27 protein-coding genes are annotated in these 24,050 nt (G+C 68.9%); 14 read left to right on the top strand and 13 right to left on the bottom strand.

Annotated elements, in window-relative coordinates; translation table 11 throughout:
- The first annotated feature begins 51 nt into the window (after positions 1-51).
- The 7 genes from AB0M51_RS16480 to AB0M51_RS16450 all read left to right on the top strand — a co-directional run bounded on the left by AB0M51_RS16480 (position 52) and on the right by AB0M51_RS16450 (position 4,683).
- The gene (locus AB0M51_RS16480; protein WP_344193665.1) at positions 52-588 is read left to right on the top strand and encodes an N-acetyltransferase; all 537 of its coding nucleotides are present in this window, start codon (positions 52-54) and stop codon (positions 586-588) included.
- A gap of 2 nt (positions 589-590) precedes the next feature.
- Positions 591-1,421, top strand: coding sequence for a DUF72 domain-containing protein (locus AB0M51_RS16475; RefSeq protein WP_363749520.1), 831 nt, complete (start codon positions 591-593; stop codon positions 1,419-1,421).
- A gap of 85 nt (positions 1,422-1,506) precedes the next feature.
- Positions 1,507-1,689, top strand: a complete 183-nt coding sequence (locus AB0M51_RS16470) for a hypothetical protein (RefSeq protein WP_344193661.1) — start codon at positions 1,507-1,509, stop codon at positions 1,687-1,689.
- Positions 1,686-2,615: a hypothetical protein gene (locus tag AB0M51_RS16465; protein ID WP_363749519.1), complete on the top strand. Its 930-nt coding sequence runs from the start codon at positions 1,686-1,688 to the stop codon at positions 2,613-2,615. Before AB0M51_RS16470 ends, AB0M51_RS16465 begins: the two co-directional genes overlap by 4 nt.
- A gap of 83 nt (positions 2,616-2,698) precedes the next feature.
- Positions 2,699-3,118, top strand: coding sequence for a hypothetical protein (locus AB0M51_RS16460; RefSeq protein WP_363749518.1), 420 nt, complete (start codon positions 2,699-2,701; stop codon positions 3,116-3,118).
- Between the two features lie 40 nt (positions 3,119-3,158).
- Complete coding sequence (locus AB0M51_RS16455; RefSeq protein ID WP_363749517.1) at positions 3,159-3,512, top strand: hypothetical protein; 354 nt, start codon at positions 3,159-3,161, stop codon at positions 3,510-3,512.
- On the top strand, positions 3,496-4,683 hold the full coding sequence (locus AB0M51_RS16450) for a M20 family metallopeptidase (RefSeq protein WP_363749516.1): 1,188 nt from the start codon (positions 3,496-3,498) through the stop codon (positions 4,681-4,683). The genes AB0M51_RS16455 and AB0M51_RS16450 overlap by 17 nt, the downstream gene beginning before the upstream one ends.
- Before the next feature lie 10 nt (positions 4,684-4,693).
- Here AB0M51_RS16450 and AB0M51_RS16445 read toward each other — a convergent pair whose 3' ends face one another.
- Positions 4,694-5,170 (bottom strand): MarR family winged helix-turn-helix transcriptional regulator, encoded by a 477-nt coding sequence (locus AB0M51_RS16445; RefSeq protein ID WP_344193651.1) that lies wholly within the window; start codon positions 5,168-5,170, stop codon positions 4,694-4,696.
- Positions 5,171-5,265: 95 nt separating this feature from the next.
- Here AB0M51_RS16445 and AB0M51_RS16440 point away from each other — a divergent pair, with 95 nt between their 5' ends.
- Positions 5,266-5,688, top strand: coding sequence for a nuclear transport factor 2 family protein (locus AB0M51_RS16440; protein WP_363749515.1), 423 nt, complete (start codon positions 5,266-5,268; stop codon positions 5,686-5,688).
- 68 nt (positions 5,689-5,756) lie between these two features.
- Here the strand turns inward: AB0M51_RS16440 and AB0M51_RS16435 are convergent, their stop codons facing one another.
- Positions 5,757-7,187, bottom strand: coding sequence for a M12 family metallo-peptidase (locus AB0M51_RS16435; RefSeq protein ID WP_344193646.1), 1,431 nt, complete (start codon positions 7,185-7,187; stop codon positions 5,757-5,759).
- Between the two features lie 93 nt (positions 7,188-7,280).
- Entirely contained in the window at positions 7,281-8,759 is a 1,479-nt protein-coding gene (locus tag AB0M51_RS16430; protein WP_344193644.1) for a M12 family metallo-peptidase, read from the bottom strand.
- 149 nt (positions 8,760-8,908) lie between these two features.
- On the opposite strand from AB0M51_RS16430, the gene AB0M51_RS16425 reads away from it, so the two are divergent.
- The gene (locus AB0M51_RS16425; RefSeq protein ID WP_344193642.1) at positions 8,909-9,370 is read left to right on the top strand and encodes a YciI family protein; all 462 of its coding nucleotides are present in this window, start codon (positions 8,909-8,911) and stop codon (positions 9,368-9,370) included.
- Here the strand turns inward: AB0M51_RS16425 and AB0M51_RS16420 are convergent.
- From AB0M51_RS16420 to AB0M51_RS16410, 3 genes are read right to left on the bottom strand one after another with little or no spacing between them, the layout of a single operon-like run.
- The gene (locus tag AB0M51_RS16420) at positions 9,352-10,470 is read right to left on the bottom strand and encodes a zinc-dependent alcohol dehydrogenase family protein (protein WP_363749514.1); all 1,119 of its coding nucleotides are present in this window, start codon (positions 10,468-10,470) and stop codon (positions 9,352-9,354) included. The two genes, AB0M51_RS16425 and AB0M51_RS16420, sit on opposite strands and share 19 nt — an antisense overlap.
- Complete coding sequence (locus AB0M51_RS16415; RefSeq protein WP_344193636.1) at positions 10,467-10,883, bottom strand: thioesterase family protein; 417 nt, start codon at positions 10,881-10,883, stop codon at positions 10,467-10,469. The genes AB0M51_RS16420 and AB0M51_RS16415 overlap by 4 nt, the downstream gene beginning before the upstream one ends.
- Before the next feature lie 7 nt (positions 10,884-10,890).
- Entirely contained in the window at positions 10,891-11,739 is an 849-nt protein-coding gene (locus AB0M51_RS16410) for an SAM-dependent methyltransferase (protein WP_344193634.1), read from the bottom strand.
- Positions 11,740-11,934: 195 nt separating this feature from the next.
- On the opposite strand from AB0M51_RS16410, the gene AB0M51_RS16405 reads away from it, so the two are divergent.
- Positions 11,935-13,272, top strand: a complete 1,338-nt coding sequence (locus AB0M51_RS16405) for an MFS transporter (protein ID WP_344193632.1) — start codon at positions 11,935-11,937, stop codon at positions 13,270-13,272.
- On the opposite strand, the gene AB0M51_RS16400 is transcribed toward AB0M51_RS16405, so the two are convergent.
- The 4 genes from AB0M51_RS16400 to AB0M51_RS16385 form a co-directional block, all read right to left on the bottom strand.
- Positions 13,174-14,361, bottom strand: coding sequence for an ABC transporter permease (locus tag AB0M51_RS16400; RefSeq protein ID WP_344193630.1), 1,188 nt, complete (start codon positions 14,359-14,361; stop codon positions 13,174-13,176). The two genes, AB0M51_RS16405 and AB0M51_RS16400, sit on opposite strands and share 99 nt — an antisense overlap.
- 200 nt (positions 14,362-14,561) lie before the next feature.
- Positions 14,562-15,212 (bottom strand): ABC transporter ATP-binding protein, encoded by a 651-nt coding sequence (locus tag AB0M51_RS16395; protein ID WP_344194569.1) that lies wholly within the window; start codon positions 15,210-15,212, stop codon positions 14,562-14,564.
- A 35-nt stretch (positions 15,213-15,247) separates the two neighbouring features.
- The gene (locus AB0M51_RS16390; RefSeq protein WP_344193628.1) at positions 15,248-16,543 is read right to left on the bottom strand and encodes a peptidoglycan-binding protein; all 1,296 of its coding nucleotides are present in this window, start codon (positions 16,541-16,543) and stop codon (positions 15,248-15,250) included.
- The gene (locus AB0M51_RS16385; RefSeq protein ID WP_344193626.1) at positions 16,540-17,592 is read right to left on the bottom strand and encodes a hypothetical protein; all 1,053 of its coding nucleotides are present in this window, start codon (positions 17,590-17,592) and stop codon (positions 16,540-16,542) included. Before AB0M51_RS16385 ends, AB0M51_RS16390 begins: the two co-directional genes overlap by 4 nt.
- A 277-nt stretch (positions 17,593-17,869) precedes the next feature.
- Between AB0M51_RS16385 and AB0M51_RS16380 the strand changes: the two genes are divergently transcribed.
- The 4 genes from AB0M51_RS16380 to AB0M51_RS16365 are packed head-to-tail and all read left to right on the top strand — an operon-like array spanning position 17,870 to position 21,612.
- A complete protein-coding gene (locus AB0M51_RS16380) occupies positions 17,870-18,574 on the top strand; it encodes a response regulator transcription factor (RefSeq protein ID WP_344193624.1) in 705 nt (234 codons plus the stop codon).
- Positions 18,564-20,426 (top strand): HAMP domain-containing sensor histidine kinase, encoded by a 1,863-nt coding sequence (locus AB0M51_RS16375; RefSeq protein ID WP_344193622.1) that lies wholly within the window; start codon positions 18,564-18,566, stop codon positions 20,424-20,426. Before AB0M51_RS16380 ends, AB0M51_RS16375 begins: the two co-directional genes overlap by 11 nt.
- Positions 20,423-21,172 carry a hypothetical protein gene (locus tag AB0M51_RS16370; RefSeq protein ID WP_344193619.1) on the top strand — a complete coding sequence of 250 codons (750 nt, stop codon included), beginning with the start codon at positions 20,423-20,425 and terminating at the stop codon, positions 21,170-21,172. Before AB0M51_RS16375 ends, AB0M51_RS16370 begins: the two co-directional genes overlap by 4 nt.
- An 11-nt stretch (positions 21,173-21,183) precedes the next feature.
- A complete protein-coding gene (locus tag AB0M51_RS16365; RefSeq protein ID WP_344193617.1) occupies positions 21,184-21,612 on the top strand; it encodes an MmcQ/YjbR family DNA-binding protein in 429 nt (142 codons plus the stop codon).
- A gap of 70 nt (positions 21,613-21,682) precedes the next feature.
- Here AB0M51_RS16365 and AB0M51_RS16360 read toward each other — a convergent pair whose 3' ends face one another.
- The 3 genes from AB0M51_RS16360 to AB0M51_RS16350 are packed head-to-tail and all read right to left on the bottom strand — an operon-like array spanning position 21,683 to position 24,048.
- Positions 21,683-22,639 (bottom strand): LLM class F420-dependent oxidoreductase, encoded by a 957-nt coding sequence (locus AB0M51_RS16360; RefSeq protein WP_344193615.1) that lies wholly within the window; start codon positions 22,637-22,639, stop codon positions 21,683-21,685.
- Positions 22,640-23,383, bottom strand: a complete 744-nt coding sequence (locus AB0M51_RS16355) for an SDR family oxidoreductase (protein ID WP_344193613.1) — start codon at positions 23,381-23,383, stop codon at positions 22,640-22,642. It abuts the gene before it with no gap.
- An 11-nt stretch (positions 23,384-23,394) separates the two neighbouring features.
- Complete coding sequence (locus AB0M51_RS16350) at positions 23,395-24,048, bottom strand: histidine phosphatase family protein (protein ID WP_344193611.1); 654 nt, start codon at positions 24,046-24,048, stop codon at positions 23,395-23,397.
- Between the last annotated feature and the right edge of the window lie 2 nt (positions 24,049-24,050).

The raw sequence follows: 24,050 nt of genomic DNA, 5'->3' as shown, positions 1-24,050 counted from the left end.
GTCCCGGCACGCCGCCTCGCTGAGCGGGGCGGCGTGCCATCATGGCGCCGGATGACCGAGATCCGTGAGTACCGCGACTCCGACGCCGGCAGTTGGCTGCGCTGCCGCCTGCTGAGCTTCTTCAGCACCGAGTACTTCGACGACGTGGTCGTCGAGCGTCCCGCGTTCGAGAACCCCGCGCATCGGCTGGTGGCCGTCGACGGCGACATCGTCGTCGGGTTGATGGACGTCGAGATCTTCCCGGACCGCGCGACGATTGCCGTCCTCGCGATCCATCCCGATCACCAGCGTCGCGGCCTGGCGACGCGACTCCTCGACGCGGTGCTTCCACGTCTGTCGGTCGACGTACTGGACGCGTGGACTCGCGGTGACGCGGCCGCGAACGACTGGTACCGGCGGTCGGGGTTCGCCGAGGAGTTCCGGTATCTCCATGTCTACAAGACCTGGCAGGACGAGGGCGTCGTGCCGCCGGAAGGTGTCGACCGGGTGGTGACGGCCTTCATGCATGCGCCGATCTCGGCCGAGGCGGCGATGCGGGAGCGGTTCGGTCGGGTGCATGTGTGTCGGCAGTACGTGCGAAAGTTGTAGCCATGCTGTTGCACGTCGGATGCGCGCAGTGGACGCACGCCGCCTGGCCGCAGCCGTCGCGGGACAAGCTGCGGTCGTACGCCTCCTGGTGCAACGCGGTCGAGAGCAACACGACGTTCTACGCGACACCGTCCCGCGCCGCGGTCGAGAACTGGGCCGCGCAGACGCCGCCCGACTTCAGGTTCGTGGTGAAGCTGCCGCAGGTCATCACGCACGAGCGCCGGCTCGCCAACATCGACTCCGAACTCCGCACGTTCCTGAGCGCGATCGAGCCGCTCGGCCCGCGCAACCACGCGGTCTGGATCCAACTGCCCGCCGCGTTCTCCCCTACCGACCTCGGCACGCTGGCCGCGTTCCTGCACAAGGCGCCTGCCGCTCATCGGTACGCCGTGGAGGTCCGGCATCGCGCCTTCTTCGAGGACGCCGGTGCCGCTGCCAACCTCGAACGGGTGCTGGCACGCGCTCGCGCCGAGTGGATCCCGTTCGACACCGGAACCCTGTTCTCCCGCCGCCCGACCAGCTTCGCCGAGCGCGACGCGTGGATGAAGAAGCCGCGGGTCGCCCGCCGGACCCGCGCGCTCACCGGGCACCCGATCGTCCGCTACATCGGCCGCGACTCCGTCGAGGAGACCGTCGACGGCTGGGCGTACCTCGTCGAACTCGTCGTGCACTGGCTCTCCGAAGGCCGCTCGCCGACGATCTTCCTGCACACCCCCGACAACGCCGAGGCCCTCAACCTCGCCCGCCGCTTCCACGCCACCGTCGCCGCATCCGTTCCCACTCTGGCCCCGCTCCCGCAACCCGCCGAAACCGAGCCACCCACGCTGTTCTAGTTATCCACAGCTCCAAAAGTCCCCCGTAGAAACGGCGTCGATCTCCGTATGTTCTCCGCCGACTTCACGACTCGGGAGGACACCCATGGAGCACTCGACCGAACCGACCACCAGCACCGACCCCCGCGCTGAGCGGCAGGCCCGCAACGACTGGCTGATCACCGAGCTCAGCCGGCTAGCGGCCACCGTCGACGATCCGCACGAACAGCTCAGATACCGCCGCGCCGCCGACTCCCTCGCCCGGCTCGCGCTCGCGATGCGCCCGTGAGTACGCCGGAATCGCTCGGCGACCTGCTCACTGTCAGCGGCGAAACCGCGCGCGAACTCGCCGGCGCCGACCAGTCCGCGTGGAACGGAGGCGTCGTCGCGACGTCGAGCGCGATGCTCGGCCTCGCCCACTGGGACGGCACGCTGTACCTCGACCGCGCGGCGATCCTCGAGCCCCTCCAGCATCTGTACGAGCACGCCGGCGAGTACCACGCGCCGCCGATCCTGCTCGCCTACAAGGAATCGCTGGCGACCATCCTCCACGAACACGCTCACTTCCTCGGCCCGTCCGGCGCGAACCAGGACGCCGCCCGCGAAGGCTTCCTCAAACCCGGCAGCCGCGAACTGGAGGAGGGCGTCACAGAGGCCTGGGCCCAGGACCACCTCGACGACTACATCCGTCGCCTGGGCATCGACAAGGTTGCCCCCGGCATCAACTCTGTCCGCTCTGGCGGCTACTACCCCGCCTTCGTCCCCGCCGTCCGCGACCTGACCACAGACCTCGACGCTCGCTACGGCCACACACCCGGCCACACCCTCGCCACCCTCAACCGTCAAACTGCCGCCGGCCAGGTCCCCCTCCTGGTCGACAACCTCTACGACTCCACTCGCCTCCCCGCCCTGGAGCCTCCGGGCGCCGCCACCCGTTCCCACCTCGAATCCATCCTCCGCACCGGCCTCTCCCGCCTGGACATCTACGAACTCAAGTCACCCGACGAGGCCACGGCCAAGTCCCATTTCATCGCCGACAACCTCCTGGCCCACCTCAACCAGGAAATCCACGCCGCCGAGTCCACCTACGCCTGCACCCGCTCCCCCGTCCACACAGCCCTCTCAGGCCTGGCCACCCCACGCCCAAGCCCAGTCATCCACACCCCCACCACTCCCCTCCGCCCACCCACCCCCACCCCAGAACTGACGAGATAACCAATGGACTACAAAGCCTTCCAGGCTGAGTATCTGCAACCAACCTCCGAGGTTTCGAGGACCCGAATGAGATAGTGCACTTCATGGACTTCACACGCTTCGACGCCGAGTACGGTGCTGTCCTCAACCGCGGGATGTCGATGCAGCGTGCCGACTTCGCAGTCGAAGTCGAACGACTCCACGGGCTGGCCGATCAGGTCGAGCCGGCCGCAAGCCAGGAGAAGGCTCACGGCCTTGTTGCGAAGCTCGACAAGGTCCTTGCGAACCGACCAGAACCGGTGTCGGAGGCAGTCACCGCAGCCGTTCGGGCCCATCGGCGCGCACGCAACGCCCAGGGCGGCCTGCAGGAACGCATCACCTCGATCCGCGCAGGCATCGCGGAGATCGGCGCCATCGCGGACACCGCACCTCCGAAGGAACAGAGCGGAATCCGGCAACTGGCCGAATCCCTCAGCATGCTCGCCGAATCACTGGAGATCAGCGCATCCTCAGCAGACGAGTAGCTGAGGACGCGCAGCACCAGAACGACGGGAGCAGACGGCCGTGGTCAGTACCTACGACGAGCTGATCCAACAGCAAGCACAGGCGGCTGTCCGGGTCATGGACGCACACCACTCGTCGTGGAACCACCAGACCGGGCTCCTCGCCGCGGGAGATTCATCGAGGGGCAAGGTGAGATGGGACCACTCGATCAACTACCACGCGTCGGTGCTCGACGATCTGCGGAAGATGTTCGCCACCGCAGGTCAGGAACACGACTCCGAAACTCTGGAACGCTACCGAGAGGCGATGCGGGTCGTCTTTCACGAGAACGGGTCTGGTCGGTTCGGGTGTGGGTACGGTGGCGGGCAGGTTGGGTTGGTTGGAATGGAGGTCGGTCGTGGGGTTTGTTGCTGAGGGCGCGGAGGTTTTGGGTGGGTTGGTGGAGTTGCGGCGGGTGTTGCATCGGGAGCCTGAAGTGGGGCTGGTGTTGCCGCGGACTCAGCAGGTGGTGATGGACGCGTTGGCGGGGTTGCCGTTGGAGGTCAGTACCGGGCGTGAGGTGACGTCCGTGGTCGGAGTGTTGCGGGGCGGGGCGCCGGGACCGACGGTGCTGTTGCGCGGGGACATGGATGCGCTCCCCGTGGTCGAGGAGACAGGACTCGAGTACGCCGCGGAGAACGGAAACATGCATGCCTGCGGCCACGATCTGCACACGGCGGGACTGGTCGGTGCTGCCCGGCTGTTGAGTGCGCATCGGGAGGAGCTGCACGGGAACGTGATCTTCATGTTCCAGCCCGGCGAGGAAGGGCTCGGCGGTGCCGGGTACATGCTGCGCGAAGGGCTGCTGGACGCGACGGGCGACAAGCCGATCGCGGCGTACGCGTTGCATGTCTGGGCGCAAGCCGCGAAAGGCGTCTTCCAGTTGCGGCCCGGGACGATGATGGCGAGTTCGAACCAGCTGCACATCACCGTGTACGGCAAGGGCGGGCATGGGTCGATGCCGGCGACGACGGTGGATCCGGTGCCGGTCGTGGCGGAGATCGTCCTGGCGTTGCAGGTGTACGTGACGCGGCGGGTCGACGTGTTCGACCCGGTGGTGGTCACCGTGACGCAACTCGAGGCCGGTGTCGCGATCAACGTCATCCCGAACTCGGCCCGCCTCGGCGCGACGGTACGCACACTGTCCGAGGCGATGCTCGAGCAGTTGACCCACGACCTCCCCGCGCTCGCGGAGCGGATCGCAGCCGCGCACGGCTGCACCGTCGACGCGCGGCTGAACCCGCAGTACCCGGTGACGGTGAACGATGCCGGGCGTACGGCGGAGACGACCGAGGTGCTGACCGGGCTGTTCGGGGAGGAGCGGGTGGAGCGGCTGCCTGATCCGTTGATGGGTGCGGAGGACTTCTCGATGGTGCTGCAGGAGGTGCCGGGGACGTTCGCGATGGTCGGAGCGCGGCCGGACGATGTGGCGGCGGGTGAGGCTCCGTCCAATCACTCCAGTGTCGTGCGGTTCGACGACGCCGTCCTCGGCGACAACGCAGCGGCCCTCGCCGAGCTGGCGGCCAGGCACTTGGTGCGTTCCTGAGAGCCGCTGTTCACGGCAGGTCGGGTGAACCCGAGAGATGGTCGTTGACTCGGGTCAGAAGGCTGAAGAGCTGAGCTCTTTCGTTCGCGGTCAGCGGCGCCGTGATGTGGTTGTTGACCGCGGACAGTACGCCGTCGAGCTCCGCCAGCCGGGCGTCGCCGGCGGCGGTGATCGTGATGACGTTGCGGCGCTTGTCCGTCGGGTCCGGGGCCCGCCGGATCCAGCCGCCGTCCTCCAGTTCGTTGAGGACGGCGACCAGGTCGCTCTTGTAGACGCGCGCCCGCCCCGCGACCGCCGCCTGGCTGGCCGGCCCGAACTCGGCGAGGGCCGCGAGTACGACGAAGTGGTCCTTGTGGGCGCCGATGGCGCGAAGCGCCTCGCTGGAGACGCGCTGTGTCTGGGCCGCGGTCATCCCGACCAGGCGGGACAGCTGCGCCCTCAGCCGCTCGGGCGTCTGGTCGCCGTGATCGAAGCGCAGGTCGTCCATGGGCACAGCGTACGCCTGTTGCGTTAGTCGGACTAACGATCTATATTCATTGGCGGCACCAATGTTAGTACGCCTAACTATTAAGGAGTCCGACCATGACCGACCTCCGCGAACTCATCGACCGCAGCGAGCTCGCCGAGCTGGTCGCCCGGCACAGCCTGTGGATCGACGAACTGCGGTACGACGAGAGCGACCAGCTGTTCACCGGCGACGTGGTGGTGAAGTCGCTCCGCGGCGAGGCCGCCGGCATCGAGGCGCTGGTCCAACTCGCACGTAAGGGCCACGACGCCTACGTCCGCACCCTGCACAACAAGTCCAACCTGGTGATCGAGATCGACGGCGACACCGCGACCGTGCGAGCGAACGACCTCGCGGTGCTCGTCCGCCACGACATGACCGAGGAGATCGCTGCCGCGATCCACTACTACGGAGCACGGCGCACGCCGGACGGCTGGCGGTTCGACCGGCTCGAAGTCGCCCCGCAGTCACTCACTGCCCCGCTGGAACGCGCGATCTAGGGATTGTCAGACATGCCCTAGAGACCTGTGGCTGGTCGATCCGCCAGAGATCGACCAGCCACAGGGAATCAGGACGGCGAGATGCCGAGCGTGTACGCGCCGCGGCTGCCGTAGGTGGAGTACCCCGTGTTCAGCGGATCGCCGTACCCGACGTTGTCGATCCGCAGGTAGTACCTACCCGGCTGGAGAGTGCCGGTAACACTCGCGCCGAGGCCCGTCGGCGTCCCGGCGTCGCTCTGGCCGGAGGCCGGGTCGTTCGACGCGACGACCGCGCCGGAGCTGTCCAGCAGGTCAAGTTTGATGTCGAGGTTGCCACCGACGGCGGCCGGGCTCGCCGTCGCGGTGTAGTCGCCCGCAGCACTCACATCGACGCGGTACACGTCGGTGTCGTTCTCGGCCGCGATGATCCCGGACGTCGGAGTACCGATGGTCAGTGCGGCGGCGTCAGCGGTCGTGTCTCCCGCCTCGTCGGAGCGCGGCGCGAGCCCGTGCGTACCGACAACCGCGAAATCGTCTTCCTTGTTGTTCGCGTCGGCGTACTCACCTTTGCTCCACTGGCTGATGCCGCGGTAGTAGCCGACTCCCATGATCGGAGCCCAGGCGCCGTGGCCGGCGTAGTACCCGACGGACGACGTGCCGTCGTGCGACAGCCCGACGTTGTGCCCGGCCTCGTGCGACGCTGCCTCGGCCAGATTCTTCGCACCGGTGCCGACGCCCTTGGTGAACACCAGCGCCGGCTGGTAGTAAGCATGCTGCGACGAGTTGTCGTACACACCGACGTACGCGACACCGCCACATCCGCAGCCGGACTGATACCAGGTGTCCGGGTCGATCAGCACCCGCGTGCCGTACTGCGTGTCCGACGTCCCCGAGCGATCGATCGCCGCCGCGGCCGGCTCCTGCGTCGTCACGTCAACGTCGAACGGCGCGTAGTCCTCGGCCACCCGGGCCCACACCTCGTGGACGACGTCCTGCTCAGCCGTGCTGAAACTCGAAGGATCACCGTCGGTGTCATACGCCGACACGTTGACCGGGTCGATCCCCTTCGACGCGTTCCACGCCGTACCGGTGATCGTGTGACCGTCGAAGTCCAGGTAGATGACCCGGTTCGAGCCGGGTTTGCTGTGCAGCTCGAACGCCGGACCGGTCGCGCCGGCAACCGCGGTAGACGCCCACCGCGGTGACGCCTCGGCTGCCTTCTGCGGCGCGGTCAGCCCGGGCTCGCGGTAGAACAACTTGCTGTCGGCATCGAGCCAGGCGGTCTTGTCGGTGGCCAGGATCTGTCGCAACTGGTCCGTCGGCAGTCCGTTGTGCGCGGCAACTTCGGCAAGCCGGGACTGCACCTTGCCGAGTGCCTGGCTGCCGGCCACCGGCTGGGACAGTAACTGGTCGATCGGTGTCTGTTGCGCATCAGCCTGGCTGCCGAGCGCGACGGCCAAGCCTCCGAGAGCGACAGCACCGGCACACGCGAGTGCACCAGTGCGGCGGATTCTGTTCATATGGGTTCCTCCTCACGTCCCCCCGTGGGCGGCTCCCCCCAGACAGCAGACCCGGGGCCGTCGATCTCGGTGGGATCGACGGCCCCGGGTGGCTCAGGCGGCGGTGACGCGGACGGTGTAGGCGCCGCGACTGCCGTACGTCGAGTAGCCGGTGTTCAGCGGATCGCCGTACCCGGAGTTCTCGATCCGCAGGTAGTACCGGCCGGCGGCGACCTGGCGGCTGATGCTCGCGCTCAGGCCGGTCGGAGTACTCGCGTTGGACTGCCCGGACGCCGGGTTGGCGGAGGCGACGACGGTGCCCGACGAGTCCAGCAACTGGAGCTTTATGTCCAGGTCCGCACCCGATGCGGCCGCGTTCGCGGCGAACTTGAACGTCCCGGCCTTGAGGTCGATCCGGAACAGGTCGACGTCGGTGTCCTTCTCGTAGATCCCCTGCACGCTCGTGCCGAGGGTGAGCGCGTCGGCGGTCGCCGTGGTGTTCCCGTGATCGTCGGCCCGCAGCGTCAGCCCGTTCTGGCCGATCACCGCGTAGTCGTCTTCCTTGTTGTTCGCGCCCGCGTACTCGCCCTTGCTCCACTGGCTGATCGCCTTGGAGTAGCCGACGCCCATGATCGGCGCCCACGCGCCATGGCCGGCGTAGTACCCGACAGACGATGTGCCGTCGTGCGACAGCCCGACGTTGTGGCCCGCCTCGTGCGCAGCGGCCTCGGCGATGTTCTTGGCGCCGGTGCCGACGCCCTTCGTGAAGACGAGCGCCGGCTGGTAGTACGCGTGCTGGGAGGAGCTGTCGTACACGCCGACGTACGCGACCCCGCCGCAACCGCAGCTCGACTGGTACCAGGTCGTCGGGTCGATCACGACCCGCGTGCCGTACTGCGTGTCCGACGCGCCCGACCGGTCGATCGCCGCCGCGGCCGGCTCCTGCGTCGTCACGTCAACGTCGAACGGCGCGTAGTCCTCGGCCACCCGGGCCCAGACGTCATGGACGACGTCCTGCTCGGCCGTGCTGAAACTCGAAGGATCACCGTCGGTGTCGTACGGCGTGATGTTGACCGTCGCGGGCTTGCCGTTCGTGTTCCACGCCGTACCGGTGATCGTGTGGCCGGTGAAGTCCAGGTAGATGACCCGGTTCGAGCCGGGTTTGCTGTGCAGCTCGAACGCCGGACCCGTAGCGGCTGCGACCGCGGTCTTTGCCCACCGCGGGGACACGGCGGAGTCAGCGGCCCGCTCGATGGTCGTGGCGGTCGGCTCGCGGTAGAACAGCCGGCCGCTGTGGTCCAGCCACGCGGTCTTGTCGCTGGTCAGGATCTGCCGGAGGTGGTCGGTAGTCAGCTTGTTCTGCGCGGCGACCTCGTCGAGGCGGGACTGGACGCGGCCGAGAGCGGCCCGGCCCGGGAGTTCCTGTCCGAGCAGTTGGTCGAGGGCGAGCGGCGCGGGCTCCTTGGCGTCGGCCTGGTTGCCCAGCGCGACGGCCAGGGTTCCGCAGGCCAGAGCACCGGCAACGGCGAGCGCGCTGATCCGGCGTCGATTCAGGCGTCGATTCAGGCGTCGATTCAGGGGGCGGGTTGGCATGGGGCGGGGACTCCTCAGGTTCTCCGGCGTGCCTCACTTGACATCTTCACGAACGGTGTATGCGAACGCACTGTGCGTAGCCTGCCCGAAGCGCCCTATCGCTGTATAGATTCGTCTCGGGATTTAACGCCGACTTGGGAGGGGTCCCGATGCGATTCATGATGATCTTCAAGGGCAGCGAGGAGTTCGAGGCCGGGCAGCCGCCGAGCGAGGCCGCCTTGACCGCGATGGGCCTGGTGATGGCCGAGATGGCCGAAAAGGGTGTGCTGCTGGCGGGCGACGGGCTGCTGCCGAGTTCGCAGGGCTTCCGGTTGCAGCTCGACGAGGGGAACCGCCGGGTGGTCGACGGTCCGTTCACCGAGACCAAGGAACTGATCGCCGGGTTCTGCCTGATCGAGGTGGCGTCCCGGGCGGAGGCGGAGGAATGGGGCTGGCGGTGTATCGCGGCGGACGCCCTGGGCGCCGGCGACCCGCAGACCTCCGGGCTGCTGGAGATCCGGCCGGTCCCCACCGCCGACTTCTTTGGCGACAACTACACCGAGGAGGCGCAGCACCGGAACGAGGTGACCTTCCAGAAGGCGGCGGAGAACCTTCAGAACAGCAGCACCTGACGGATCGACGTACCGGCGGCGAGGTCGTCGAACGCCTCGTTGAGGTCGTCGAGCCCGACGGTGGCGGTGAGCAGCCGGTCGACGGGTAGCCGACCGGCACGGTAGAGCGCGACGTACCGCGGGATGTCGCGGGACGGGACCGACGAGCCGAGGTACGAGCCTTTCACGGTGCGTTCCTCGGCGACGAGGGAGACCGCCGGCACCGTGAACGACTGCGACGGGTGCGGGAGGCCGACGGTGATCGTGGTGCCGCCGCGGCGGGTCGCGGCGTACGCCTGCTCGAGGACCTTGGCACTGCCGACCGTCTCGAAGGCGTACTCCGCGCCGCCGGCGGTCGCTTCCCGGACCTGGTCGACGGCATCGGGGGCGCGGGCGTCGACCGCTGCGGTTGCGCCGAGGTCGAGGGCGAGCCGGAGTTTGGCGGGTACGACGTCGACGGCGACGATCGGGTGGGCGCCGACGAGCACCGCGCCGAGGAGGGCGGAGAGGCCGACGCCGCCGAGGCCGAAGATCGCGGTACTGCGGCCCGCGCGGAGTCGAGCTGTGTTCACCACCGCGCCGACGCCGGTGAGGACCGCACAGCCGAAGAGTGCGGCGATCTGCGGTGGAAGGGCCGGGTCGATCTTCACGGCCGAGTGCGCTGAGATCACCGCGTGGTCGGCGAAACCGGAGATGCCCAGGTGATGGTGGACGATGCTGGAGCCGGCACTCAAGCGGTGCGCGCCGGTGAGGAGTGCGCCGGTGGTGTTGGCGGCAGCACCTGGTTCGCAGAGGGCGGGGCGACCGGAAGCGCACGGGCCGCAGGTGCCGCAGGCGGGGACGAAGGCGCAGGCGACGACGTCGCCCGGCGCGAAACCCGCGGCCGAGGATTCGACGACCTCGCCCGTGGCCTCGTGGCCGAGCAGCATCGGCATCACCCGCGGGCGCGAACCGTCGATCACCGAGAGGTCCGAGTGGCACAGGCCGGCGGCCCGGATCCGGACCAGCAACTCCCCCGGTCCCGGCGGCGCGAGCTCGACCTCTTCCACCCGCAGCGGCCGCGATTCGGCGTACGGCGCCGCCAGCCCCATCTCCCGCAACACCGCGCCGCGCACGATCATGGGGCGATTCCCTCGAGGGCGGTGCGGATGAGTGCGGGCACGGGGACCGGGCGGCGGTTCGTACGGTCGACGAAGACGTGGACGAAGCGGCCGGTGGCGGCGGGGTGGGTGGAGTCCTCGCGGAACAGCCCGATCTCGTACCGCACACTCGAGTTGCCGAGCTGGGCGCAGCGCAGCCCGGCGTCGACCACCCCGGGGAACTCGAGCGGCTGCTTGAACGTGCACTGCGAGTCCACGCACAGCCCGATCACGTCGCCGCCGTGGATGTCGAGTCCGCCCGAGCGGATCAGGAAATCGTTGATGACGGTGTCGAAGAAGCTGTAGTACTCGACGTTGTTGACGTGCCCGTAGACGTCGTTGTCCTTCCACCGCAGCGTGATCGCCAGGTGGTGCGGATACGCGGCGCGTTCCATCGGCCGGCTACGGCTTGCGTCCGACTCCGCAGTACAGGCTGCACATGATCTCGGTGAACTCCCCCGAGTCGACCCGCCGGGTGGTCTCGTCGTCCGGGAACCACTTGATCGGCGACACCACCCCCGGCTCGATCAGCTCGGTGCCCGCGAAGAAGCGGGTGACGTCCGCCTTGTTGCGCACCTGCGCGTTGCCGCCGCCGTCGGACTTGTACCCCTGCACCGCGCGGTCCCACATCTCCGGCGCGAAGTCCTGCGTCGCGTGCGAGATGATCAGCAGCGATCCTGGCGCCAGCGGCTCGAGCAGGTCGCGGACGATGTCGTACGGCTTCAGGTCGTCCGCGAGCGAGTGCAGCACGCCGACCAGGCTGAGCGCGACCGGCTTGCCGAGGTCGATCAGGTCCGTGAACTCCTTGGCCCGCAGCACCGATCCCGGCTCGGTGATGTCCGCGTCGAGGTACGCCGTCCTGCCCAGCGGCCCGCTGGCGAGCAGCGCGCGCGCGTGGGTGAGCACGATCGGGTCGTTGTCGACGTACACGACGTGTGCCTCGGGGACGACCTTCTGGACGATCTCGTGCAGGTTCGGGCTGGTCGGGATGCCGGTGCCGACGTCGAGGAACTGCGTGATGCCCTGCTCGGCCGCGTACCGCGCGGCGCGGTGCATCCACATCCGGTTCGACTGGGCGGTGACGCGGCAGCCCGGGAACGCCTTCAGCAGGTGCTCGGCAGCCTGCCGGTCGATGGCGAAGTTGTCCTTGCCACCGAGGAAATAGTCGTAGACCCGCGCCGCGTGCGGGCGGTCGAGCCGCAGCTGCTCAAAGACCCCTGGGTCGACTTCGGCGTCCTGCGATTCAGCCATGAACATCCCATCCGCGCTGCGGCTCAGAACTGACAGCCATCGTAACCGGTAGGCAACTGACCGTGACACCGGCACAAAAACACTACTCCCGTAGGGCGTCACTGCCATCAGCTCGCGGCGCGTCCGGCCAAGTCCTTAACGGAGGCTTGATCCGGGGCGGGCGTTGTCGGCATGGCCGACGGTTACAGTGCAGGCGTGCGGTTCATCCGGGATCTGTGGACGTTGCTGCAACGGCGGGATTTCCGGCGGTTGTTCGCGGTTCGGCTGACGTCGCAGTGCGGGGACGGGGTGTTCCAGGTCGCGCTGGCGTCATACGTACTGTTCTCGCCGGAGCGAGCGCCGGACGCGGCCGCGATCGCGGGACTGTTCGCGGTGTCGCTGCTGCCGTACTCGATCCTCGGGCCGTTCACCGGCGTACTGCTGGACCGCTGGTCGCGCCGCCAGATCCTGTTCGGCGCGAACCTGACCCGCGCGGTGCTCGTGATCGGCGTCGGCGCGCTCGTCGCGGTCGGCAATGCGGGCGTTCCGTTCTACCTCGCCGTACTCCTGACGCTCGGCGTCAACCGCTTCCTGCTCTCCGGCCTCTCCGCCGGCCTCCCGCACGTCGTCGAACGCGACGAACTGGTGATGGCCAACGCGGTCACCCCTACCTCCGGTACGGCGGCCTTCCTGGTCGGCGGCGGGATCGGCGCCGGGGTGAAACTGCTCGCCGACTCCGACCTCACCGTCCTCGGGCTGACCGTGGTCGTCTACACCGCCGCCGCGCTGCTCGCCCTCCGGCTGCGCCGCGACCAGCTCGGCCCGGACCTGAACGGCGACGAGCCCGGCATCCTGGAAGCGCTCCGGACGATCGCGGCCGGTCTGGTCGACGGCGGCCGGCACCTCCGCGAACGCCGGCAGGCCGCGCTCGGGCTCGCCGCGATCGGCTCGCTGCGGTTCTTCTTCGGGCTGATGACGGTCGCGATGATCCTGCTGTACCGCAACTACTTCTATGGACCCGGGCAACTCGACCGGGCGTTCGGCGGGTTGGCGATCGCGACCGGCGCGGTCGGCGCCGGGGTGTTCGTGGCCGCGCTGATCACGCCGTGGGGCACCCGGGTGCTGTCGCTGCGCCGGTGGATCAGCTGGCTGTTCGTCGGCGCCGCGGTCGTGAGCGCCGTACCGATCGGGTTCTACACGCAGCCCGCCCTGGTGATCGGCGGGTTCCTCACCGGGTTCTGCTCGCAGGGCGTGAAGATCAGCGTCGACACCCTCGTCCAGACGGGTGTCGACGATGTGTACCGCGGGCGGGTGTTCGCGCTGTACGACATGATCTACAACGTCGGGCAGGTCTCCGCGGCCGCACTCGGCGCGGCGATCCTGCCCGCCAGCGGCAAGTCGTACCCAGTACTCGCGCTCGTCGTGGCCGGGTATGCCATCACCGCCCTGCTGTACTCACGTGCCTCGCAGCGCGGTGATCGGCTGGATGGCGGAGGCCTTCCAGGCGGGGTAGGTACCGGCGACCAGACCGATGAACGCACCCAGCAGGGGTGAACCGAACGCCAGCCGGTTGTCGAGGATCGGTGTCCAGTCGCGGATCCAGGACACGCTGACGGTCAGGATCACCCCGACCGCCGTACCGAGCAGTCCACCGAGGAAGCCGACGATCACGCTCTCCACCAGGAACTGCACGGCGATGTGTCTTCGCGCCGCTCCAAGAGCCCTGCGCAGTCCGATCTCGGAGATGCGTTCCAGCACGGACAGCAGCGTGACGTTCGCGATGCCCAGCCCGCCGACGAGGAGCGCTACTGCGCCGAGCAGCAGGAACAGGGCGTTCAGGTCGGACTCGACGCCTTTCCGTACGGCGCCCTGTTTGGGCGGGGCGTCGACGGTCAAGGTGCTCGGGTCGTTCGGCTGGATCGCGATCGGGGCCTGTTCCGCGATCAACTGGGCGGCGCCGACGGCGGTGCGGATCTCCACCGCGTCGGGTGACTCCAGGTTGTAGGCCTCGCGGGCGGTGCCGTTCGGCATGATCACCGCGTCGTTCAGTTCGGCGCGACCGGTGACCGACTCGAGGATGCCGATCACGGTGTACGGCTCGTCGCCGATGAACACGGCCGGTTGCGCGTCGACCCGGTTGATGCCGAGGCGTTCGGCGGCATGTTTGCCGAGGACAACTACCTTGTCGGCGCGCTGGTCGTGGCCGTCGTCGAAGAACCTGCCGGTCCTGAGCACCGCGCGTACGGCGTCCCAGAGGCCGGCGGATCCGGCCATCACCGGGAGCGCCTTGCCGGCACCGCTGTCGAGGCCGGTGACGTTCTGTACGAGGTCGTCGCCGATCTCCAGGTTGGAGACCGTGCCGACCGCGTCGACGCCGTTCAACCGTTGGATCCGCTCGGGCGCGTCCCACGGAAGCTGCGTCGCGGCCTCCCCCTGCTGTCCGCCCTTGTCGTCCGGAGACACCACCACTCGTGTAGCCGCCGCCAGATCGAACCGCTGGGTGATCTGCCCCGCCGCCGTCTGTCCCAGCCCGACCGTCCCCACCAACGCCGCAACCCCAAGCACGGTGCCGAGGGTCGTGAGGATCAACCGCGTAGGTCGGGCGGCAACACCGGCCAGCGCTTCGTCCAGGAGGTCCCGCACCGCGGGACGAGACCTGCGCCGCGGACGGAGGGCGCCAGGCCGTGGCGGATGGGCGTCGGCGCCGGACGTCCGCCGGATGAGCCGCGCGAGCGCTACCCGCGGTCGCGCCCGCCGCCGCCCCGCGGCCGCTCCCCCGCCCGGCCCGCCGGGGACCGGTGAAGTGGACGGCCCGCCGGTCGGGTCCGGGGGGCCTGCTTGGGTTACCACTGGAGGGTTCCGTCGACGATGCGGACCTGGCGTTGGGCGCGGCGGCTGACGTGGTCGTCGTGGGTGATGACGGCCAGCGTCATGCCCTCGGAATGCAGTTCGTCGAACACCTGCAGGATCGCCTCCGCGTTCTTGCTGTCCAGGTTTCCGGTCGGCTCGTCCGCCAGCAGCAGGCTCGGCTCCGCGACCAGCGCCCGGGCGATCGCCACCCGTTGCCGTTCACCGCCCGAGAGCGTCGTCGGCGCGAACTCCATCCGGTGCGCCAGCCCCACCCGTTCCAGCGCGACCCGGGCGCGCGCGAGCCGCTCCCGCCGGGGGACCCCGACGTACACCATCGAGAGCGCGACGTTCTCCAGCACGGTCCGATGATCGAGCAGATGGAACGACTGGAAGACGAACCCGATCCGCTGCCCGCGCAACACCGCCCGCCGCCGTTCACGCAGGCTCATCGTGTCCACCCCGTCCAGCCGGTACACCCCATCCGTTGGGTTGTCCAACAACCCGAGCAGATGCAGCAACGTCGACTTCCCTGACCCGGACGGCCCTACGATCGACAGGTACTCCCCCTCCCTGACGGTCAGGTCGATCCCCTCGATCGCGCGGACCTCGGGCGGCCCCGGGAAGAACCGCCGTACCCCGATCATCTCCACCACCGGCGCCGGCAGCGCCACCGCAGTGCTCACTTCCCCACCACCACTTGATCGCCCTCACTCAGTTTCGCGTCGCCCTTCGGTGTCACCTGGGCGAACCCGTCCGCGGACAGTCCGACCGTGACCGGAACCAGCTCGACCTGCCCGTTCCGCAGTACCTCGACGCGCGACGCCCCGTCGGACCCGGACGACAACGCGGCCACCGGTACGGCGAGCACCTTGCCGCTCGTGCTCTTCACCGGGATCGTCACCCGCACGTTCGCGTCCCGGAGCAGCGCAAGCTGGCTGCCGGTCAGCGCGTTCGGCGCGACCACCACGTCGTACTGGCTCCCGTTCTTCGTCACGCGCCGGACCTTCGACGCCACCGACGTACCGTCGCTGAGCTCGAGCGCCGCCGCCATCCCCGCCTTCAGCCGCTGCGCGGTCTCCGCGTCGACCTTGAGCGTGACGACCAGCGACGCACCGCTCGCCGACATCACCACGCCGTTGACGGTCCCGCCGCGCTCCACCTTCACGTCGTCGACCCGGCGCGGCAGCGTCTTCACGTAGACCACCTCCGACACCGGCAACGGCGTACCGGCCTTGAACTCGGCATCGGTGCGCGCCTGCTCGGCGTCCGACAGGTTCTGCTGGGCGTCGTCGACCGCACCTTGTTGTACGGATAGGTCTTTCGCCTTGGCATCCTTCGCCGCCTTCAGCTGTGACTGTGCCTGCCGGAGCTGCTTCTTCGCAGCGTCGACCTGCTTCTTCGCCTGGTCGACCGCCTGCGTGAGGCGCTCCTCCGGCGCGGGAGCGTCGTACCCGGCGTTCTCGTACAGCTTCTCCACCGCGGCCGACGTGGACAGCGTGTACTCGTCGTCGACCGTCCCCGGGTCGTACCCGAGCCGGTCCAGCGTCTGCTCCAGTTGCAGCACGTCCGGCCCCTTGCTCCCCGGCGACAGCGTCCGGTACATCGGCAGTACGCCGGCCAGCCCGATCACCGGCCGTCCGGTGATCTCCAGCAGCGCCTTGCCCTCGGTGATCGTCGACCCGACCGTCGGGACCTTGCCCGTCACGATCGGCGGCGTGGTCAGGCCGGCGGTCTCCACCCGGATGTTCACCGCGCCGTCGAACGACGCGTCACCCCGCCCGACCACCTTGCTCGACAGCAGTTTCCGCGCCACCGGCACGGTGATCTGGGACGCGGCCGGTGGTGCGGTCTTCGCGGCCGCGTCCTCCGGCGAGCTGATCCGGCTGCCCGCCGCCACCCCGATCCCGAGCGAGACCACGGCCACACCGGCCACCCCGACCAGGACCCGGCGGCGGGACTTGGGCGTAGCGGTCACCGGTTCGCCGTCTCGTCGCGGTACGCCTCGAGTTCGGACTTGTGCTGGTCGACGAACTCCTTCTCCTGCTCGTACTGGACCTTCTTGTAGGCGTCGTCGTACCCCTTGGCTTTGCACTTCTGGTCCGCGACCGCGAGCTCGATCTCCAGCTTGCGGAGGTCGGACAGCTTCGCCGAGTCGACCTTGTCGAACGACGGCGGACCGGTGATCGTCTTCGCCGGCCCGCCCTTCGCCGGCGGCTGGTTGCCGGTCAGCGCGTCGAGCTTGTGCTGTACCTCGTCCCGCGGATCCGAGACCTTCTTGTACCCGGAGTGCCCGGCGTCGGCCATGCAGTCCGACCATGCGGTGGTCGCGTCCACGACGCGCTGATCGGAGTCGATCCGCTTCTGCAGCGCCTGGATGTCCTTGAACAGGCTGTCGAACTTCTTGAAGTCGATGGCGCCCTTGTTCTCGCCGTACACCTGTTTCACCGCCTTGCCGCGGCAGCCGAGGTCCTGCTCGCCGCTCGAGTTCGGCCCGTCGCCGCCGCCCTGGATCACGACCGCGCCGTTCCCGCTGGCGTTCGGTCCGTTCAGCGCCTTGTCGTACGCCTTCTGCGCGGTCGGTGAGAGGCCTTTGCGAATCTTCGTGTTCGGATTGCTGTCGTCGTCCGCGGCCTTCGACCAGTCGATCGTGCTGATCCCGTACCCGTACTGCTGGGCGAACTTGTCCGGCGGCAGGTTGAACGCGTCGCTGAACTTCCCCTTCGCCTGCTGCTCCGGCGGTACGGCGACGTACTCGAAGCCGGCGTCCTTCATGCACGCGACGGTGGCGTCCTCGACCTTCCGCTGCTTGGCGAGATCCTCGTCGCTCGGCTGCTGCGCACCGCCGGCCCGGGTCGCGATCCGGAACGAGCCGCTGCCACCGGACGAGCTCACGAAGCCGTCGCCCATGTACTCCGCGAGCGGACTCTTGTCGCTCTTCTGATCGGACGCGACCGGCGCCTTGTCGTTGCCGCAGGCAGCCAACGCGAGGACCGCCACCAGGGCGAGTGCTGTTTTGCTCTTCATGGCGGTCGAGCGTGCCGCCCGGGTCGTGAAGAACCTGTGAAGGACCGGTTTGCACCCGATGCTCTCAGCCGATCTTCATCGGATTCTCATCATGTTCAGGGACATTGAGCTAGTGCCCCGAGCCGGGTGATGGTCGAGTGCTGGAGGTGTCCAGGTGAGTGCATCGCAAGGCGGAAGAGCTGACTCGATGTGGTTCTATCGTGTCCGCTCTTCCAACGCGGCGAGGTGCTCGCCTGGGCGCCTCCAGTGCCGACCATCACCCGGCTCGGGGCACTAAATGCCAGCGCGGATCCTGGTCGCTGAAGACGACCTCAAGCAGGCCGAGCTGATCCGGCGGTACCTCGAACGCGAGGGGCATCTGACCGTTGTCGTGCACGACGGACGGGAAGCCATCGACGAGGCCCGCCGGCGCAGCCCGGACCTGCTGGTGCTCGACGTGATGATGCCGAAGGTCGACGGCCTGGACGTCTGCCGGGTGCTGCGGGCCGACGGCCCAGGCAACTCAGGGGTGCCGATCATCATGCTGACGGCGCGTTCCACCGACGACGACCTGCTGCTGGGTCTCGACCTGGGCGCGGACGACTACCTGACCAAGCCGTACAACCCGCGCGAGCTGGTCGCCCGGGTCCGGACGGTGCTGCGGCGTACCCGGATCCGCTCCGAGGGCGAGGTGTACCGGGTCGGCGACCTGGAGATCGATCCGTCCCGGCACGAGGTCCGGCTGGCCGGCAAGCTGATCGAGCTGACGCCGGCGGAGTTCAAGATTCTCGCCTGCCTGGCCGCCTCCCCAGGGCGGGCGTTCTCCCGGCAGCAACTGCTCGAGCACGCGTTCGGCTTCGACCACTACGTGTTCGACCGCACTGTCGACGTCCACGTGATGAACCTGCGGAAGAAGATCGAGCCGTCGCCGGGCGCTCCGACGTACCTGCGCACCGTGTACGGCGTGGGCTACAAACTCGCGGAGGCCTCCGATGCGTCGTAGCGTGCTGGTCCGATTCCTCGGACTGTCGCTCGCCGTCGCGCTCGGGGCGGTGATCGCCACCGCGCTGATCGCGACGTACAGCACCTCGGAGAAGCTCCAGGGCGAGATCGCCGCGAACACCGGCCAGTTGCAGGTCGACGGCGAGGTCTACGCCGAGCTGTCGAAGTACGCCTCCGACCATCCGACCTGGTCGGGTGTGGACAAGGTCGTGCACGACCTGGCCGGCCGGCTCGGACGGCGGGTCGCGGTCACCACCGAGGACGGGTCGGTGATCGCGGACTCGGCCCGGATGCTCGGCGCCGCGCCCGAGCTTCCTTCGGTGCCAGCGGCAACCATCGACGCGCGTGGCGGCGGGATGGGCAAGCTCGGCGCGACGATGACCGTGTACCAGATGCGCAAGCCGGTAGCAGTCGCGAGCGGGTTCGCGGCGACCGCGGCGTTCGGTCCCGGGTTCATGCCCGCCTCGGACTGGGGCCTGACGGACGAGGAACTCAAGCAGCGGAACCAGCTCGCGAAGCAGGCCGTGAACTGCCTCGGCACGAAGGGAAAGTCGGCGAGCGTCGCGCGCAGCGACGGATCCGTGCCGCAGGTGATGATCCAGTCGAAGCAGTCGGTCGCCGGCGTCCCGGTGAACTCCACCACCACCAGCAAGGACGAGTGCCTGCCGCCTGGCCTGTACGCGCCCAGCGCGAAGGCGAAAATCGTCAACGACGACGAGGTGCGACGGTCCACGGCGTGCCTGGACGCGGCCGGCATCAAGTACAAGATCAACGACTACGACGGCCTGCGATCCGTCGATCCGGTCCTGGACGACGCGGTCGACGCGACGTTCGCGAACTGCGTCACCCAGGCCCGCGTGCAGGCGTTGACGCCGTACGTCGCTCCACCGGCGAAGCTGTACCTCGGCGCGAAGAGCACGTTCAACGTGTTCTCCGCCGAGGGCCTGCTGCGGACCGGGACGACGGCGCTCGGTGTACTGCTGGTCGCGGCGCTGGTGATGCTGTTCGCGGGCCGACGGTTGGTGCGCCCCATCGTCGCGCTGACCGGCGCGACGCAGCGGATGCGGAACGGCGACCACGCGGCGCGGGTCCCGGTCAGCGGCAAGGACGAGGTGGCGCGGCTGGGTCACGCGTTCAACGACATGGCCGAGGCGATCCAGCGGCACGACTTCCAGCGCAAGGCGATGGTCAGCGACGTCGCCCACGAACTGCGGACACCGCTCGCGAACATCAAGGGTTACCTGGTCGCGTCCGAGGACGGCGTCGTACCGCTCGACGGCGCGCTCGTCACGTCCCTCCTCGAGGAGACCGCACTCCTCGAACACCTGGTCGCCGACCTCCAGGACCTGGCCCTCGCCGACGCCGGCATGCTCCGACTGCACCCCACTGCGCGCGACCTGACCGAACTCGCGCAACAGGTCGTGTCAGCCCACCGGCCGGCCGCCGAAGCCGCTTCGGTCAGCCTCTCGTGCACGGCCTCTGAGCCCGCACCAGCTGTCGTCGACGGTGCCCGCATTCGTCAGGCGCTCGGCAACCTGGTGTCGAACGCGATCAGGTACACCCCGTCCGGAGGCCACGTGGTGGTCGGCGTACGGCCTGTGGACAACGGATACAACCTCAGCGTGACGGACAACGGGACAGGGATCGCCGCCGAACATCTCCCGCACCTCTTCGACCGCTTCTACCGTGCCGACGTCTCCCGCACCCGCACCACCGGCGGCAGCGGCCTCGGACTGGCGATCGCGAAACACCTGACGGAGGCACATCAGGGCAAGATCGAGGTCACGAGTCGGCTGGGGGCCGGGTCGACGTTCATCATCTGGCTCCCCTCGAATGCCACACTGACCGAGTGAGCCAGCCACCGAACTCGCCCGCGCCCTACGGCCACCAGAACGGTGGCCGGCAGCAACAGCCCGGCGGCCCGGCTTTCGGCCCGGGACCAGGCGGCCCAGGACCAGGCGGCCCGGGTCCGTACGGCCCAGGCCCGGGCCAACCGCCGTACGGCGGACTGGGGTACGGAGCAGGTGGACCGGGATACGGACCCGGCGGGCCGGGGTACGGTGGTGGGCGGCCGCGGCGGACGTCGTTGTACGTTCTGATCGCGGTGGTCGTCGTACTGCTGCTCGGTGGCGTCGGCGCGCTCGTCGTGACGCTCACCGGGCGTGACGACGACAGCAGCGGCCCGACCCAACCGGCCACTGCCCCGCCCCCTGCGGCCACCTCCTCGGAGCCCGGTTCAGAGCCGAGTTCCGAGCCGACATCGTCGACCACACCGTCGACGTCCGCACCGCGCCTCACCGAGGCCACAGCTCTCGCGACCAAGTTCCTCGCCTACGTCAACGCCAGTGACCGGAAGCACGCGCTGGCTCTCGGTTGCGCGGACAGCAGGCAGATCCTCGCCGGTCTGCTGGTCTTCATGATCGATCCGCCGACCAAGCTCACCGTCAACGGGCCGCCCGTCGCGACGGTGACCTACTACCGCAAGATCTCGGTCCCGTACTCCGGCACCACCAAGGGCCCGGTCCCGCGAACCGGTACCGTCGACATCATGGACCAACCGTCGGCGCCGCTCTGCGTGCGGCTCACGACGTTCCGCTGATCGGCCCGCCGGTGGCATCGCGAAAGGCCCGCCTGGCCGACGTCCACGAGATCGCGTCCGGGATGCCGCACGTCACCAAATGGGAACGCGGCGACGGCACCGACCGCCCGGTCTACCAGGTCGGCGGCAAGTCCTTCGTCTTCTTCCGCACACCCCGCCCCGACGCAGTCGACCCGCTCACCGGCGAGAAGTACGACGACGTGATCATGATCTGGGTCGAATCCGAGTCCGAGAAGCTCGCGCTGCTCTCCGACGACACCAACCCGTTCTTCACCACCCCGCACTTCGACGGCCACCCGTCGGTCCTCGTCCGGGCCCGCGACCTGGGCGCCCTCACCAAACAAGAACTCACCGAGGTCATCCAGGACGCCTGGCTCTCCCGAGCCTCCCCCCGCAGAGCCAGAACCTGGCTCGAAGCCCACCGCCTGGATACTCCCTGATCCGACCTTGTGCACGAGATCCGTACCGCGCGGCGCCCGGCGTACGGATCTGGTGCACAAAGACGCGGCCTCAGGCTTGCGTGGTCGGGGCCAGGGAGCGGGCGGTTTCGAGGAGGCTGGTGCCGGTGGGGAGGGTGGCGATGATGGGGGTGTCCAGGCCGTTCTCGAGGTAGCGGTTGATGTGGGTGCGGCATTCGGCGGGGGTGCCGTGGACTATCAGGGCGTCGACGAGGGATTCGGGGATGGCGGCCATGGCGGCGTTGCGGTCGCCGGCGGACCAGGCTTCGCGCATCGGCCGCATGACGTCGGCGCGGCCGAGCCAGTCGTGGAAGGCGGCGTAGCCGGGGACGGTGAGGTAGGTCGCGATCAGGTAGCGACCGATGTTGCGGGCCATGTCGGCGTCCTCGGTGACGCAGACGAAGATCCGCGCGGCGAGTTCCTTGTCCGGGCCGAGTTCCGCGCGGACCCGGCGTACGTCGTCCGCCGACAGCCAGTTGGTGATCGCGCCGTCGGCTTCCCGGGCCGCGAGCCGGAGCATCTGCGGACGGAGCGCGGCGAGCATGATCGCCGGCGGCACGTCGGGCGCCTTCTCCAGCCGGAAGCGCTCGATGGTGAAGCTGTCGAACTTCCCGTCCACGCGACCTCCGGCGAACGCCTGCCGCAGGAACCGCAGTACGTCGCGGGTACGCGCCAGCGGCGGGTCGTAGGCGATCCCGTTCCACCCGGTCACGATCGTCTCCGACGACGCCCCGATCCCGAGCACGAACCGCCCGGGCGCGAGGTCTGCCAGCGCCGCGGCGCTCATCGCGAGCGCCGCCGGTCCGCGCGTGTGCACCGGTACGACGGCCGTTCCCAGCCGCAGCGACGAGTCCCACTCGGACGCGAGCACCAGCGGCGTGAACGCGTCCGCGCCCGCCACCTCCGCCGACCAGAGATCGGTGTACCCCACCGAGGACAACTCGGAGATCAACGAACGATGTTCCCGCAGCGGTACGCCGGTCAGCGGAACGGTCAGTCCCCACCGCATTCAGATCAGCCTCTTCAGCAACGGCAGCGGCGCCACCCGCATCACCTGGGCCAGCGGCCACCACGGCCGCGCCGGTACGTAAGCCTTCGCCTTCTCCGCCTCGATCGCGGCCACCATCGCCCGTACGCCCGGCTCGGTGTCCACGATGAACGGCGTGTGTTTGACCCGGTCGTTCATCTCGGACCGGATGTACCCGGGGTAGATCGTGCTGACCTTGATCGGCTTGCCGAGCAGCTCCAGCCGCAACCCTTCCCCCAGCGAGGCGAGCCCGGCCTTCGTCGCGGCGTACGTCGTGACCGTCTTCGGGAAGCCGCGCAGCGCGGAGATCGAGGCGATCAGGACCAGGTGCCCGGCGTTCCGCGCCCGGAACAGCTCGAGCGCCGCCTCCGCCTGGGCGAGGGCGCCGACGAAGTTGGTGAGCGCGGTCTCCCGGTTCGCGTCGAACCGCCCGGTGCCGAGCGGCGCGCCCTTGCCGAGGCCGGCGTTCACCACGATTCGGTCCAGCGGCAGCTCGGCGTCGACCGCGCGGAACACCTCGAACACCTGCGCGTGGTCAGTCACATCCAAGCTGTGGATAACCACCTTTACCTGTGGATAACTTGTGGTCAACTCGTCCCGGAGCGCTTCCAGCCGCTCGGTACGCCGGGCGGTCAGCGCCAGGTCGTGGCCCTTCGCGGCGAACTGCCGCGCCATCTCCGCACCGAGGCCGGAACTGGCGCCGGTGATCAGGATGTTCCGTCGCATCGAGGAAGGTCCTATCTGTAGGTGAGCAGGTCCGCACCGAGGTGGACATGCTCGTTGTAGCTCACCACGGTCAGCCCGCCGCGCCCGGACACGACCTTCGTGATCGCGGTGTTGATCGTCACCGGGTTCAGCTTTGTCCACAGCCCGTCACCGCCGGACAGCAGCCGGCTGACCACGGCCGCGATCGGCCCGCCCGACGTGAAGACGAGCGCCGTCCCGCCCTTGCCGAGCCGCCCGGCAGTACGCCGTACCGCCGCCTCCGACCGCTCGCAGAAGGCGTGGAACGACTCGGAGTACCCGTCGCCGCCGTCGATCCAGCGCTGGGTGGCGGCCGTGAACATCTCCTGGAACGCCCGCTTCGGGTGCCCGCTGCGTGCCAGGTCGGCCACCATCACGGTGTGCCGCTTGTACGCCGGCTTGTGGGCGACGATCAGCTCCTGATGATCGAACTCGTCGTACCCCGGGTCGACCTCCGCGGTGAACCCGGCGAGCGTCGCCGTCTGCTGGTGCCGGCGCATCGAACCCGACATCACCACGTCCGGCCGCACGTCCGCCAGGACCTCGCCCAGCCGCACAGCCTGTTGCTCGCCGAGCGGCGACAGCTTGTCGTAGTCGCGGGCGCCGAACGACGCCTGCGCATGCCGGATCAGGTAGACGACCGCCATGG

It is taken from the genome of Kribbella sp. NPDC051137 (assembly GCF_040682535.1).
Lineage (GTDB): Bacteria > Actinomycetota > Actinomycetes > Propionibacteriales > Kribbellaceae > Kribbella > Kribbella karoonensis.
The sequence above is the reverse complement of the archived record's forward strand: the minus strand, read 5'-3'. Positions and strand labels throughout refer to the sequence as shown.